General features: G+C 68.3%; 14 protein-coding genes. 12 read left to right on the top strand and 2 right to left on the bottom strand.

Annotated features, from left to right (window positions below; translation table 11 throughout):
* The first annotated feature begins 91 nt into the window (after positions 1 to 91).
* From Q4I23_RS00560 to tatC, 3 genes are read left to right on the top strand one after another with little or no spacing between them, the layout of a single operon-like run.
* Positions 92 to 385 carry a twin-arginine translocase TatA/TatE family subunit gene (locus Q4I23_RS00560; RefSeq protein ID WP_454017841.1) on the top strand — a complete coding sequence of 98 codons (294 nt, stop codon included), beginning with the start codon at positions 92 to 94 and terminating at the stop codon, positions 383 to 385.
* 48 nt (positions 386 to 433) lie between these two features.
* A complete protein-coding gene (gene tatB / locus Q4I23_RS00555) occupies positions 434 to 955 on the top strand; it encodes a Sec-independent protein translocase protein TatB (protein ID WP_454017842.1) in 522 nt (173 codons plus the stop codon).
* Positions 956 to 977: 22 nt separating this feature from the next.
* Positions 978 to 1,781 carry a twin-arginine translocase subunit TatC gene (gene tatC / locus Q4I23_RS00550; protein WP_237906031.1) on the top strand — a complete coding sequence of 268 codons (804 nt, stop codon included), beginning with the start codon at positions 978 to 980 and terminating at the stop codon, positions 1,779 to 1,781.
* Between the two features lie 11 nt (positions 1,782 to 1,792).
* Here the strand turns inward: tatC and Q4I23_RS00545 are convergent, their stop codons facing one another.
* Positions 1,793 to 3,013: a GGDEF domain-containing protein gene (locus Q4I23_RS00545; RefSeq protein WP_498524973.1), complete on the bottom strand. Its 1,221-nt coding sequence runs from the start codon at positions 3,011 to 3,013 to the stop codon at positions 1,793 to 1,795.
* Positions 3,014 to 3,141: 128 nt separating this feature from the next.
* Here Q4I23_RS00545 and serS point away from each other — a divergent pair, with 128 nt between their 5' ends.
* The 4 genes from serS to Q4I23_RS00525 are packed head-to-tail and all read left to right on the top strand — an operon-like array spanning position 3,142 to position 7,178.
* Entirely contained in the window at positions 3,142 to 4,407 is a 1,266-nt protein-coding gene (serS, locus tag Q4I23_RS00540) for a serine--tRNA ligase (RefSeq protein ID WP_498524972.1), read from the top strand.
* Positions 4,407 to 5,189 carry a 5'/3'-nucleotidase SurE gene (gene surE / locus Q4I23_RS00535; RefSeq protein WP_040134020.1) on the top strand — a complete coding sequence of 261 codons (783 nt, stop codon included), beginning with the start codon at positions 4,407 to 4,409 and terminating at the stop codon, positions 5,187 to 5,189. Before serS ends, surE begins: the two co-directional genes overlap by 1 nt.
* Before the next feature lie 28 nt (positions 5,190 to 5,217).
* Positions 5,218 to 5,871: a protein-L-isoaspartate(D-aspartate) O-methyltransferase gene (locus Q4I23_RS00530; protein ID WP_454017845.1), complete on the top strand. Its 654-nt coding sequence runs from the start codon at positions 5,218 to 5,220 to the stop codon at positions 5,869 to 5,871.
* Between the two features lie 26 nt (positions 5,872 to 5,897).
* The gene (locus Q4I23_RS00525) at positions 5,898 to 7,178 is read left to right on the top strand and encodes a peptidoglycan DD-metalloendopeptidase family protein (protein WP_498524971.1); all 1,281 of its coding nucleotides are present in this window, start codon (positions 5,898 to 5,900) and stop codon (positions 7,176 to 7,178) included.
* On the opposite strand, the gene Q4I23_RS00520 is transcribed toward Q4I23_RS00525, so the two are convergent.
* On the bottom strand, positions 7,135 to 7,992 hold the full coding sequence (locus tag Q4I23_RS00520; protein ID WP_014197286.1) for an ATP-binding protein: 858 nt from the start codon (positions 7,990 to 7,992) through the stop codon (positions 7,135 to 7,137). The two genes, Q4I23_RS00525 and Q4I23_RS00520, sit on opposite strands and share 44 nt — an antisense overlap.
* A gap of 138 nt (positions 7,993 to 8,130) precedes the next feature.
* Here Q4I23_RS00520 and Q4I23_RS00515 point away from each other — a divergent pair, with 138 nt between their 5' ends.
* The 5 genes from Q4I23_RS00515 (at position 8,131) to Q4I23_RS00495 (ending at position 12,360) form a co-directional block, all read left to right on the top strand.
* Complete coding sequence (locus tag Q4I23_RS00515) at positions 8,131 to 8,871, top strand: hypothetical protein (protein ID WP_498524970.1); 741 nt, start codon at positions 8,131 to 8,133, stop codon at positions 8,869 to 8,871.
* Between the two features lie 111 nt (positions 8,872 to 8,982).
* The gene (gene yajC, locus Q4I23_RS00510) at positions 8,983 to 9,354 is read left to right on the top strand and encodes a preprotein translocase subunit YajC (RefSeq protein ID WP_014197284.1); all 372 of its coding nucleotides are present in this window, start codon (positions 8,983 to 8,985) and stop codon (positions 9,352 to 9,354) included.
* A gap of 36 nt (positions 9,355 to 9,390) precedes the next feature.
* Positions 9,391 to 10,989, top strand: a complete 1,599-nt coding sequence (gene secD, locus Q4I23_RS00505; RefSeq protein ID WP_498524969.1) for a protein translocase subunit SecD — start codon at positions 9,391 to 9,393, stop codon at positions 10,987 to 10,989.
* Positions 10,990 to 11,001: 12 nt separating this feature from the next.
* Positions 11,002 to 11,955, top strand: coding sequence for a protein translocase subunit SecF (secF, locus tag Q4I23_RS00500; protein ID WP_454017849.1), 954 nt, complete (start codon positions 11,002 to 11,004; stop codon positions 11,953 to 11,955).
* Positions 11,956 to 11,982: 27 nt separating this feature from the next.
* Positions 11,983 to 12,360 (top strand): Mth938-like domain-containing protein, encoded by a 378-nt coding sequence (locus Q4I23_RS00495; RefSeq protein ID WP_454017850.1) that lies wholly within the window; start codon positions 11,983 to 11,985, stop codon positions 12,358 to 12,360.
* Positions 12,361 to 12,377: the final 17 nt, after the last annotated feature.

The following is a 12,377-nucleotide window of genomic DNA, read 5'->3' as shown; positions in this document are numbered from 1 at the left end:
GCGGTTTCGCCCGACCGATCGTTGCGGGAGGGGAACCTTTCTGCCATAGTGCCGCCCCGCCATTGGGCTGCCTGTTCAGGAAACGTGTGTCATGGGATTCTCCAGCGTCTGGCATTGGGTCATCGTCCTTCTGATCGTCCTGCTCCTGTTCGGCGCCGGCAAGCTGCCGAAGGTCATGGGCGACCTCGCCAAGGGCATCAAGAACTTCAAGGCCGGCCTGAAGGACGAGGAAGAGGGTACCGCCGCCGGTGCCGACTCCAAGGTCCTGCCGAACCAGCCGGTTCCGCCGGCCCAGCCGGTGTCCTCGGTCCATCCGGTTCCGCCCGCTCCGGTTCCGCCCGCTGCCGACCCCGGCGTGAAGAAGGACGAGACGGCCCGCACCTGACCGTCCGGCGCCCTTCATCCCCGCGCCGCTTCGAAAGGCTGAGGAGCCATGTTCGACATTGCATGGTCGGAACTGATGGTCATCGCGGTCATCGCCCTCGTGGTGATCGGCCCGAAGGACCTGCCCAAGGCCATCTACACCCTGGGAAAATGGGTGAAGAAGGCGCGCGTCGTCGCGCGCGATTTTCAGGGCCACATCGACGACATGATGCGCGAGGCGGAGCTTGACGAGCTTCGCAAGGAAGCCCTGAAGGTCCGCGACACGAACCTCCAAAAGATGGTCGAGAACACGATCGATCCGAAGGGGGAACTGAAGGGCGCCTTCGACGTGGGGGCCAACCTCGGGGCCGACGGCTATCACGGCAGCCCGCCGGAGGATGGTCCCGCTCCCGTGCCTACCGTCGGATCGCCGCAGGTGACGGCGGCCCAGCCGCAGCCGGCGACCGAACCGCCGGTCACGGCCCCGCTTCCTCCGGCACCGCCCGCGGAGTTCGTCCCGGCCCCGGCCCAGCCGCCGGTTCCGGCCTCCGCCGACTCCGCTGCGGCGGCAACCACGAACAAGCAGGCGTGACCCAGTGTCCGGCGAAACGCGCATGACCGGCGAGTCCGACGACGAGCTCGAAGAAAGCAAGATGCCGCTGATCGACCATCTGGTCGAGCTGCGCAACCGGCTGATGTACGCGACGCTGGCGATCCTCATCGCCTTCTTCGTCTGCTACGCTTTCTCGGACCGCATCTACAACTTCCTGGTCCAACCCCTGGCCGACATCCTGGCCGGGCAGGGGCGGCGGATGATCTACACCGGCCTGACCGAAGCCTTCTTCACCTATGTGAAGGTGGCCTTCTGGGCCGGCTGCTTCCTGTCCTTCCCCATCGTCGCCAGCCAGATCTGGATGTTCGTCGCGCCCGGCCTCTACAAGCACGAGCGCAAGGCTTTCCTGCCCTTCCTGGTGGCCACCCCGATCCTGTTCTTCCTGGGCGGGGCGATGGTCTACTACTTCATCTTCCCGCTGGCTTGGCGCTTCTTCCTGGGGTTCGAGTTCCACCCGGGCATGGACGCCGGCGCCCTCCCGATCGAGTTCGAGGCCCGCGTCAGCGAGTATCTTGGCCTCGTGATGCACCTGATCTTCGCCTTCGGTCTGGCCTTTCAGCTTCCGGTCCTGTTGACCCTGCTGATCCGCGCCGGGCTGCTGACGACGGAGACTCTGGCCGCCAAGCGGCGCTACGCCATCGTGTTCGTGTTCATCGTAGCGGCGATCCTGACCCCGCCGGACGTCATCAGCCAAGTCGGCCTCGCCATCCCGCTGCTGGCGCTCTACGAGGTGTCGATCCTGATCGGCCGCCGCATCGAGAAGACGCGCGGCGACGCCGACGAGACGGAAGCGGAGCAGGCGTAAGGTCTTTCTCCTTATGCCGTCGCTTCTTCGACCATCACCTGATTGCGGCCGTTCCGCTTGGCCCGATAGAGGGCCAGGTCGGCGGCCGCCAGCGCCGCGTCGAGATCCTTGCCGTTGCGGCAGGCGGCGATGCCGATGCTGACGCTGGCGGGGATCTCGTGGCCCTGGAAGGGCAGCGGCCGCGCCGCCACGTCGCGCCGCAACGCCTCCGCCAACGCCGCCGCCCCACTGCGGTCGGTGTCGGGAAGCAGCACGCAGAATTCCTCCCCGCCATAGCGCCCGAACAGGTCGGTGCGGCGCAGCCTTGCCGCGACGATCTCGGAAAAGCGGCGGAGAAGCGCGTCCCCGGCCAGATGGCCGAAGGTGTCGTTGACCCGCTTGAAACGGTCGAGGTCGAGAAGCAGCAGGGTGAGCGGCGCCCCGTTCCGCTGCGCCCGCAGCAACTCCCGCTCGGCGTGCTTCAGGAAGGCCCGGCGGTTGTAGGCGCCGGTCAGCGGGTCGATGGTGCCGATGCGGTCCAGATCGTCCTGAAGCTTTTCGCTGGTCATGGCGAGGAAGCCGAAGCCCCAGCCCGTAACGGCAAGGATGGCCTCAAGGAACCCGGCGCTCTGCACCAGACTTGGCATCAGAATGCCGTCCACAGGCCCGCCAACCGCCGTCAGGACGGCACGTCCGGCAACGAACAGGGCGTGGAACAGGAACACTAGGGCTGTGACCCGCTGCGCCCGCCTCGGCCGGTCCGACGGTCCCATCCGCCACAATTCCAGCGCCGCCAGCAGCGACAGGCCGGTGATCCCGGCGGACCCGACCAGGACACGCGCGGCCACGTCGTTGGTCATCACCACGAACCACACGTTGCCGGCGGTCAGCGCGGCGAGCAGCGCCAGCCCGATCCTCCACGGGATCTGCCGTCCGGCGAAGCTGCGCACGCCGAACCAGTTCAGAAGATAGGTGACGGCCACCAGGGCGTTGCTCAGTGGGATTACCAGGGCGGGTGGCCAGACCCCGTAAAGCATGACGAGCGCCATTCCGGCGGCCCCGGCCAAGGCGCCACCAGCCCAATAGGCCAGCGCGGTGATGTGGCGGTGCGCCCTCCAGGTCAGGAAGGCGGCGATGGACAGCAGAACGCCGATGCCCACCAGGACGATGACGAGGGTGCGGGTGTCGAGGATCATGTCCGGAGTGGGGAGGGCAGCGGTCGATTCCGGGGTTCTGCACGCATTCGTGTTCACGGCGCCACCGATAAGTATAGGACACCAATCATTTCATGGTCTTTCCCATCGGCGGGGCTCCGCCTCTGGACCTTCACCCGGCGGCGGACTATAACCAGCCTCCCACCCATTCCGTATCGCCGTGAGCCATGCACGACCTTCGCGCCATCCGTGAGAACCCCGAATCCTTCGACCGCGGCCTCGCCCGCCGGGGCCTTGAGGCGATGTCGCCAACGGTGCTGGACCTCGATTCGCGCCGCCGCGCCGCGCAGACCCAGTTGCAGGAAATGCAGGCGCGCCGCAACGAGGCGGCGAAGGAGATCGGCCTCGCCAAGCGGGAGGGCCGCGACGCCCAGCCGCTGATGGACGAGATGGCGCAGCTCAAGGAGCGGCTGCCCCAGGTCGAGGAGGAGGAGAAGGCGCTGGGCGCCGAACTGGACGGCCTGCTCGCCTCCATCCCGAACCTGCCCGCCGACGACGTGCCGGAAGGCCCGGACGAGACCGCCAACGTCGAAATCCGCCGCTGGGGCGAGCCGAAGGCCATCGCCGACGCCAAGCAGCATTTCGAGCTGGGCGAGGCGCTGGGCCTGATGGATTTCGAGGCGGCGTCGCGCATGTCGGGCGCCCGCTTCACCGTCCTGAAGGGCGGGCTGGCCCGGCTGGAGCGCGCGCTCGCCGACTTCATGCTGGACATCCACACCGGCGAGCACGGCTACACCGAGATCGCGCCGCCGCTGATGGTCCGCGACAACGCCCTGTTCGGCACCGGCCAGCTTCCGAAGTTCGAGGAGGACCTGTTCCGCACGGGCGATCACTATCTGATCCCGACTTCGGAAGTGCCGCTGACCAACCTCGTCAACGACCAGATCGTGGCGACGGAGGAACTGCCCCACCGCTACACCGCGCTAACCCCCTGCTTCCGCGCCGAGGCCGGGTCGGCCGGGCGCGACACCCGCGGCATGATCCGCCAGCACCAGTTCTGGAAGGTGGAGATGGTCAGCGTCACCGCTCCGGACCAGTCGGAAGCGGAGCACCTGCGCATGACCCAATGCGCCGAGACCATCCTGCAGCGGCTGGGGCTGCCCTACCGCGTGGTGACTCTGTGCACCGGCGACATGGGCTTTTCGGCGCGCAAGACCTTCGACATCGAGGTCTGGCTGCCCGGCCAGAACATGTACCGCGAGATTTCGAGCTGCTCGAACTGCGGCGACTTCCAGGCCCGCCGCATGAAGGCCCGCTGCCGGTCGAAGGGCGAGAAGCAGACGCAGTTCGTCCACACGCTGAACGGCTCGGGCGTGGCGGTCGGGCGCTGCCTGATCGCGGTGCTGGAGAATTATCAGCAGCCCGACGGCTCCATCCTGGTTCCCGAAGCGCTCCGGCCCTACATGCGCGGGCTGGAAAGGATCACCGCCTGATGTTCGATCTCCCGCTCGACCTGTCGAACGCACGCATCCTCGTCACCAACGACGACGGCATCCACGCGCCGGGCCTGAAAGTTCTGGAGGCCATCGCCCGCTCCATCTCCGACGACGTGTGGGTGGTGGCGCCGGAGATGGAGCAGTCGGCGGCCAGCCACTCGCTGACCATCAACCGGCCTCTGCGCCTGCGCCAGCTGGACGAGCGGCGCTACACGGTGGACGGCACGCCGACCGACTGCGTCCTGCTGGCCGTCAACCACATCATGAAGGACGCCCGTCCGACGCTGGTCCTGTCCGGCGTCAACCAGGGCTCCAACATCGGCGAGGACGTGACCTATTCGGGCACCATCGCGGCGGCCATGGAGGCGACCCTGCTGGGCGTCCCGGCCATTGCGCTCAGCCAGCACTACGAGAACCGTGCCCAGATCGACTGGTCGGCGGCGGAGCGCTGGGGGGCGGAGGTGATCCGCAAGGCCGTCTCCACGCCCTGGCCGAAATACGTCCTGCTCAACGTGAACTTCCCGGCCTGTCCGGCGGACCGGGTCACCGGCATCCAGGTCGTCCGCCACGGCAAGCGCAAGATCGGCGACGAGCTGGTGGAGCGTGTCGATCCGCGCGGCAAACCCTATATCTGGATCGGGACCCTGCGCGGCGAGGCCGACGTGGCGCCGGACACCGACATCCATGTGGTCTTCCACGGGGGCATTTCGGTGACGCCGGTCTATCTGGATCTGACGCACACGCCGACGCTCCAGACCTTGCGACACGCGTTCGAGTAATCCGGTTTCCGAGGTGAATGGGTAGGGTGTGACGGTCGAGGCACGCAAGATCCGGCTTCTGATGGCGTTGCGCCGCAACGGCGTGACCGACACCCGGGTTTTGGCCGCGATCGAGCGAATCCCGCGCGAGCGCTTCGTCCCCGATCCCTTCCAGGATCAGGCGTGGGAAGACACGGCGCTTCCCATCGATCTGGGCCAGACCATCAGCCAGCCGTTGATCGTGGCGCTGATGACCCAGGCGCTGGAGCTGGGGGAACGGCAGACGGTGCTGGAGATCGGCACCGGCTCCGGCTATCAGGCGGCTGTTTTGTCGCGGCTGTGCCGACGGGTCTACACCGTCGAGCGGCTGCGCCCGCTGCTGACCGAGGCGGAGGGGCGATTCCGGGCGCTGCGCCTGAACAACATCACGACCCGCCACGGCGACGGGACGAAGGGCTGGCCCGAACAGGCGCCGTTCGAGCGCATACTGGTCACGGCCGCCGGAGGTCCCGATGCGCCAAAGGACTTGACGGATCAGCTCGCCGTTGGTGGTGTCATGGTCATCCCGCTGGGGGGCGACTACCGCGGCCAGCGGGTCGTCCGCATCCGGCGGACCGAAACCGGTCTTACACGGGAGGACTTGTGGCCCGTCCGCTTCGTACCGTTGCTGTCCGACCCTCCGTCTCCCCCAGGAACGGAATAGCCGGCCCGTTCGGCGTGCCATTCGGCGTGACAGGACGCGCCCTCCTCGCGGCGCTGGCGGTGCTGCCGCTGCTCGCCGCCTGCCAGCAGCGCACCGGCGATCTGGCGCCGGTCACCTCGGTGTCCAGCACCCCGGATTCCATCGGCGGCGCGGTGATCGTGCAGCGCGGAGACTCCGCCTATTCGTTGTCGCGGCGCTACAACGTGCCGCTGCGCGACCTGCTGGAGGTCAACCACCTGTCGCCGCCCTACCAGTTGCAGGTGGGCCAGCGTCTCGTCCTGCCGGTGTCGCGCCAGTACATCGTCCAGCGCGGCGACACGCTCTATGGCATCTCCCGCATGTTCAGCGCGGACATGAGCGAGCTGACCCGCCTCAACGGCCTGACCGCGCCCTACGCGGTGCAGGCCGGGCAACCGCTGCGTCTGCCGGGTGGTGACGCCCCGGGCGGCACCGCGGTTGCCCAGGCGCCGTCCTCAAGCGCAGGGGCCGCGGTCGGCGGGGTGGTGGCCTCGGCGCCGGTCAAACAGGTGTCGCGCGGGTCCATCCAGGCGGCGGAGCTGCCGCCTCCGGGCGCCTCGGCACCGGTGGAGAGGGCTCCGGTGGAGTCCCCGTCGCAGACCGCAACCGTTCTCGCCCCGGTCCCCGGCGCCAAACCGTCCGCCGCGCCGGAGGTGGCGGCCGGAGCGCCCGCCTATCAGCCGGGGCAGGCCCCGACCTCGCTGCGTCCGCCTGGCCAGAAGCCCGCCGTTCCCGAACCGGCGGCCGCGCCGCGTGTCGTCGAGGCCGCTCCAGTCCCGCCACCGCCGCCGGCACCGGCCCAGGAGGTCGCCGCCGCTCCGCCCCCGCCGCCAAAGGCCGCGGAGCAGGCGACGCCGCAACGCGCCACCGGGCGCCTGCTCTGGCCGGTGAAGGGAAAGGTGATCTCGACCTTCGGGCCGAAGCCGGACGGTCTGCACAACGACGGCTTGAACATCGCCGCCAGCAAGGGAACAACGGTGGTCGCCGCCGACAACGGCGTGGTTGCCTACGCCGGCAATGAGCTGCGCGGGTTCGGCAACCTGCTGCTGGTGAAGCATTCGGACGGCTTCATCACCGCCTACGCTCACCTCGACCGCATCGACGTGGATCGGGGTGTGGCGGTGAAGCGCGGGCAGGCCATCGGCACGGTCGGCCAGACCGGATCGGTGACGAGCCCGCAGCTTCATTTCGAACTGCGCAAGGGCAGCCAAGCGGTCGATCCGCGCGACCGCATGGAGCCGCGGGTCAGCGAAGGGGCTTCTCCAGACGGCCAGCCAGGTCCTGGATGAACTGCCAGGCCACCCGGCCGGAGCGGCTGCCGCGGGTCACCGACCATTCCACGGCCTCGGCCCGCAGCTGCTCCGCCGGGATGTCCAGCCCGAAGCGGGCGGCGTAGCCCTCGATCATCGCGAAGTAGGTCGGCTGGTCGCAGTTGTGGAAGCCCAGCCACAGGCCGAAGCGGTCGGACAGCGACACCTTCTCCTCGACCGCCTCCGCCGGGTTGATGGCGGTGGAGCGCTCGTTCTCGATCATGTCGCGCGGCATCAGGTGGCGGCGGTTGGAGGTGGCGTAGAACACCACATTCTCCGGACGCCCCTCGATCCCGCCTTCCAGAACGGCCTTCAGCGACTTGTAATGCGCGTCGTCGTGGTCGAAGGACAGGTCGTCGCAGAACAGGATGAAGCGGCGCGGCTCGTCCTTCAGCCGGGCGAGCAGGCGGGGCAGGGTGGGGATGTCCTCGCGGTGGATCTCCACCAGCGCCAGCGTGCCGGGATGGTCCTGGGCCACCGCGGCGTGCACCGACTTGACCAGCGAGCTTTTGCCCATGCCGCGCGAACCCCAGAGCAGGGCGTTGTTGGCGGGCAGGCCGGTGGCGAAGCGGGTGGTGTTGTCCAGCAGGATGTCGCGCTGCCGTTCGACGCCGCGCAGCAGGCCGATCTCAACCCGGTTCACGGTGGGCACCGGCTCCAGCCGGTCGGGATCGGCGTGCCAGACGAAGGCGTCGGCGGCGCCGAGGTCGAGCCGGCCCGGCGGCGGCGGGGCGAGCCGTTCCAGAGCCTCGGCGATGCGGGTGAGGAGGGGCAGCAATTGGGCGTCCGACATCGTGTTCCTTCGCAGGCGTTTCTTCCGGTTTCGTTGCGCCGACCCTAACCCGCCGGCCCGGCACCGGACAAGGAGGCGCGCTTGCGGGAGAGGCGTGCGCGCCGCTATGGTTCCTCAAACGCGAACCGAGGGCCGGCCATGCACGCAGAACGCTCCACCGATCTCCCGACGCCGGCGGGGAGCGCCGAACATGTCCTGCGGCGGCTGGAGGAGACGCCGCTTCGCGAGGACCCCTTTCCGCATCTGGTGGTGCCGGACGCCCTGCCGGCGGACCTCTACGCCCGCGCCGTCGCCCAATGGCCGAAGTTCGAGGCGCTGGCCCTCCTGCAGATGGACAGCCTTCCCCAGCGCTACCAGATGGTGCTGACCGACCGCAATCTGAGGGAGATGGAGCCGGAGGCCGAAGCGGTCTGGCGGGAGGTCCGTGATTCCCTGTTCGGGCCGGAGACCCTGGCCCGGCTCGCCCCGCGCTTCCCCTCGCTCGCCGCCAAGCTGGAGACGCCGGTCGGGGCCCGGCCGGCCATGGTCTACGCGCGTCTGATCGAGGACCATGCGGGCCACGCCATGCTGCCCCACACCGACGTGTTCGGCACCTTCCTGTCCATGCTGCTCTACATGCCGGCGGACGGCAGCCGCCCCGATCTCGGGACGGCGCTGTACCGGCCCCGCGATCCGTCCTTCGCCGCCAACGCCGGGCGGTCGACGGAGCGGTTCCCCCGCGAGGATTTCGAGTTGGCCGGCACCGCGCCCTTCCTGCCGAACCATCTGCTGGCCTACGCGCCGTCCGACCGCTCCTTCCACGGGGTGGAGCCGGTGACGACGCCCTGCATGCGCCGCTTCCTGCTTCTCTTTGCCGTCATGGACAGCCGCGGCCCTTGAAGCCCGGCGGGCGTACCCCTATTCCATTGCATCGACGGCCCGGACCGTTATAGTCGCCGCGTCCGCGAGCGCCCGCTGCGCCTTCGGAACCAAACCACAGGGAGCCTCCAGATGTTCGTTTCGACGGCCTATGCACAGACCGCCGCGCCCGCCGCCGGTGGGGCCGACATGATCGTGCAGTTCCTGCCGCTGATTCTGATTTTCGTCGTCTTCTATTTCCTGCTGATCCGTCCGCAGCAGAAGAAGATGAAGGAACACAAGGGCATGCTGGAGTCCATCCGTCGCGGTGACCGCGTGGTGACCGGCGGCGGCATCATCGGCACCATCACCAAGGTCGGCCCGGACGACGAGCTTCAGGTCGAGATCGCCGAGAACGTCCGCGTCCGCGTCATGCGCTCCACCGTGAACCTCGTGCTGTCGAAGTCCGAGCCGGCCAAGAGCGCCGACGAGAAGGCTGAAGAAAAGGTCGTGGACCGCAAGTAACGCGGTTCTCCGGTAGCGAACGGGACTGGTTTACGAATGCTGTATTTTCCGCGCTGGAAGATTTTTCTGATCGTCGCGATCTGCGTGCTCGGGACCATCCTCACGCTGCCGAACTTTCTCAGCCGTGAGACGTTGTCGGCCCTGCCGAACTGGTACGCGCACAACCGGGTCAACCTCGGCCTCGACCTGCGCGGCGGGTCGCACCTGCTGCTCGAGGTGGACATGGGCGCGGTCATCCGTGACCGCGTCGAAGGCTTGGTCGATTCGGCGCGCACCCAGCTGCGCACCGACAATGTCGGCTATACGGCGATCAACCCGGGCGACCGCGGCATCACCGTGCAGCTCCGCGACCCGGCGCAGGCCGACACGGCGGTGCGGGCGCTGCGCCAGCTCGCCAACACCATCGGTGGCGGACCGCTCGGCGGCGGCCAGCCCGACCTGGAGGTCACCTCCGGCGGTGGCAGCGTCACCGCCCGGCTCAGCGAGATCGCCCTGCGCGAGCGCGCCACCCAGGCCATCGAACAGTCGATCGAGATCGTGCGGCGCCGCATTGACGAGACCGGCGTCAACGAACCGACCATCGCCCGTCAGGGCGCCGATCGCATCCTGGTCCAGCTTCCCGGCGTCGAGGACCCCGACCGCGTGAAGCGGCTTCTCGGCACCACCGCGAAGATGACCTTCCGTCTGGTCGACATGAACGCCGACCCGAGCGCCGGCCGCGCCCCTCCGGGCACCGACATCCTGCCCTCGTCGGAAGGCGGGCGGGCGCAGAGCGCCTACGTCATCCGCAAGAAGGTCGAGGTGGACGGCGCCAACCTGACCAACGCCACCGCGGGCAGCAACCCGCAGACCGGTGAATGGGTGGTCAATTTCGAATTCGACAGCATCGGCGCCCGCCGCTTCGCCGACGTGACCCGCGCCAACGTCGGCCGGCCCTTCGCCATCGTGCTCGACAACAAGGTCATCAGCGCTCCGGTGATCCGCGAGCCGATCACCGGCGGCCGCGGCCAGATCAGCGGCAGCTTCACCGCCGCCGACGCCAACGACCTCGCCGTCCTGCTGCGCGCCGGCGCGCTGCCGGCCCCGCTGAAAGTGATCGAGGAGCGCACGGTCGGTCCCGACCTCGGCGCCGACTCCATCCGCGCCGGCCTAATGTCGGTGGGCATCGGCTTCGTGCTGGTCTGCGCCTACATGATCGCCGCCTACGGCCTGTTCGGGGCCTTTGCCTGCTTCGCCCTGCTGGTCAACACCGTCCTGACGCTGGCCGCGCTGTCGCTGCTCCAGGCGACGCTGACGCTGCCGGGCATCGCCGGCGTCCTGCTGTCGCTCGGTCTGGCGGTCGACGCCAACATCCTGATCAACGAGCGCATCCGCGAGGAAACGAAGAAGGGCCGCGGTGTCTTCGGCTCGGTGGAGGCCGGCTTCAGCCGCGCCTATTCCACCATCGTGGACGCCAACCTGACCACCGCCATCAAGATGGCCATCCTGTTCGTGCTGGGCACAGGCGCGATCAAGGGCTTCGCCGTCACCATCACCTTCGGCATCCTGATTTCGCTGTTCACGGCAACCGTGCTCGTGCGTCTCATGATGGTCAGTTGGCTGCGCAAGACGCGGCCGGCCGCCCTGCCGGTGTAAGAGGTCATTCCCATGTTCCGGCTTCGTCTGGTTCCTGACAACACCAACATCCAGTTCATGCGCGGGCGACACGCCGGCCTGATCGTGTCGGCGTTCCTGTCGATCGCGTCGGTGGTGCTGTTCTTCTATCCCGGCCTGAACTACGGCATCGACTTCCGTGGCGGCATCGTCATCGAGGCTCGCACACCGCAAGCCGCCGACTTCGCCTCGCTGCGCCACACGCTCGGTCAGCTCAACATGGGGCAAGTGGCGTTGCAGGAGTTCGGGTCGCCACAGGACGTGCTGATCCGGCTGGAACGCCAGCCGGGCGACGACGCGGCGCAGCAGGTGGCCGCCGACAAGGTAAGGGCCACGCTCGCCCAGGAGATCCCCGGCACCACCGTGCGCCGCGTCGAAGCGGTCGGCGCGTCGGTCAGCGGCGAGTTGTTCTTCAACGGCATGCTGGCGCTCGGCCTCGCGCTGCTGGCGATGCTCGTCTACATCTGGTTCCGCTTCGAATGGCAGTTCGGATTCGGCGCCATCGTGACGCTGCTGCTGGACGTAACAAAGGTGGTCGGCTTCTACGCGATCACCGGGATGCAGTTCAACCTGACGGCCATCGCGGCGATCCTGACGATCATGGGCTATTCGACCAACGACAAGGTCGTGGTCTATGACCGCATGCGCGAGAATCTGCGCATCTACAAGAAGATGCCGCTGCGCGAGCTGATCGATCGCTCGATCAACGAGACGCTGAACCGCACGCTGGGCACCTCCATGTCGACGCTGCTGTCGATCCTGCCGCTGGCCTTCTTCGGTGGCGAGGCGCTGCAGGACTTCGGCATCGTGCTGATCTTCGGCATTTTCCTGGCGACCTCCTCGTCCATCTTCATCGCCGCCCCCATCTTGCTGTTCCTGGGCGAGAACCGGCTGCGCCGCAACGCGCCGGCGGAAAGCGCGGCCCCGGCCGCCAATCCGACGCCCTGACCGGAAAGAATAGGAAGCGGATCAGAGATGGCGGACATCACGCCGATCATCCCGTCGGACCGTCAGGTCATCGACGGGTACGGGGACGGGCAGTTCTGCGTGTCCGGGCAATGGCGCACCGGGGCGGTGGTGGTCCTTCCTGACCGCACGGAGCCCTGGCGCCCCCAGGACTTCGCCGCCCTGACGGCGGAGGACTTCGCCCCGGTCATCCAAGCGGAGCCGCGGGTGGAGTTCCTTCTGCTTGGCTCCGGCACACGGATGCAGCTTTTGCCCAAGGCCCTGCGCCAGAGCCTGCGCGACGCCGGTCTGGTGGTGGAGGTGATGGACACCGGGGCGGCCTGCCGCACCTACAACGTCCTGCTGGCCGAGGGCCGGCGGGTCGGGGCGGCGCTGCTGCCGGTGTGATCCGGCTCGCGCCCCCC

The sequence above is a fragment of the Azospirillum sp. UFLA03-27 genome, from assembly GCF_059803775.1.
The sequence above is the reverse complement of the archived record's forward strand: the minus strand, read 5'-3'. Positions and strand labels throughout refer to the sequence as shown.